Below are 813 nucleotides of genomic sequence, written 5' to 3'. Positions count from 1 at the left end.
CACCAGCTCGTGCTACATTCAAAGCAACTAAAGAATTAGTTGGTAAAGAACTTGCTAACGAACAATTTGAGTTTGAATTGAGCGAAGGTGGAAACGTCATTGCAACGTCTTCAAATGGTAAGACAGTGAATGGTGTTGAAGCAGCAACAAATGAAGTAGTCTTCTCAGTTCTCTACACTGAAGCTGGAGACCACGAATATACAATTACAGAAAAAGCTGGTACAGCAGAAGGAGTTACATACTCTAAAGAAAGCTATACAGTTCATGTTAAAGTTGTAGATAACGGTGAAGGTAAACTCGTAGCTACTGTTACAGAAGCAGATGAAGCTCGTAAGTTTACAAACACTTACACTACAACAACTGAAGCTCCAACAACAACTGAAGCTCCAACAACAACTGAAGCTCCAACAACAACTGAAGCTCCAACAACAACAGAGGCTCCAACAACAACTGAAGCTCCAACAACAACAGAGGCTCCAACAACAACTGAAGCCCCAACAACAACAGAGGCTCCAACAACAACAGAGGCTCCAACAACAACAGAGGCTCCAACAACAACTGAAGCTCCAACAACAACTGAAGCCCCAACAACAACAGAGGCTCCAACAACAACTGAAGCTCCAACAACAACAGAGGCTCCAACAACAACTGAAGCCCCAACAACAACTGAAGCCCCAACAACAACTGAAGCTCCAACAACAACTGAAGCTCCAACAACAACTGAAGCTCCAACAACAACTGAAGCTCCAACAACAACTGAAGCTCCAACAACAACTGAAGCTCCAACAACAACAGAAGCTCCAACAACAACTG

At 43.3% G+C, this 813-nt stretch carries 1 protein-coding gene; it reads left to right on the top strand.

The features are described from left to right. On the top strand, positions 1-813 hold an 813-nt coding region (locus NGI26_RS09185), incomplete at both ends, for a Spy0128 family protein (protein WP_286009857.1).

The sequence above is a fragment of the Streptococcus sp. Marseille-Q0941 genome (assembly GCF_943736975.1).
Taxonomy (GTDB): domain Bacteria; phylum Bacillota; class Bacilli; order Lactobacillales; family Streptococcaceae; genus Streptococcus.
This window is presented reverse-complemented; position numbering and strand designations above follow the sequence as displayed.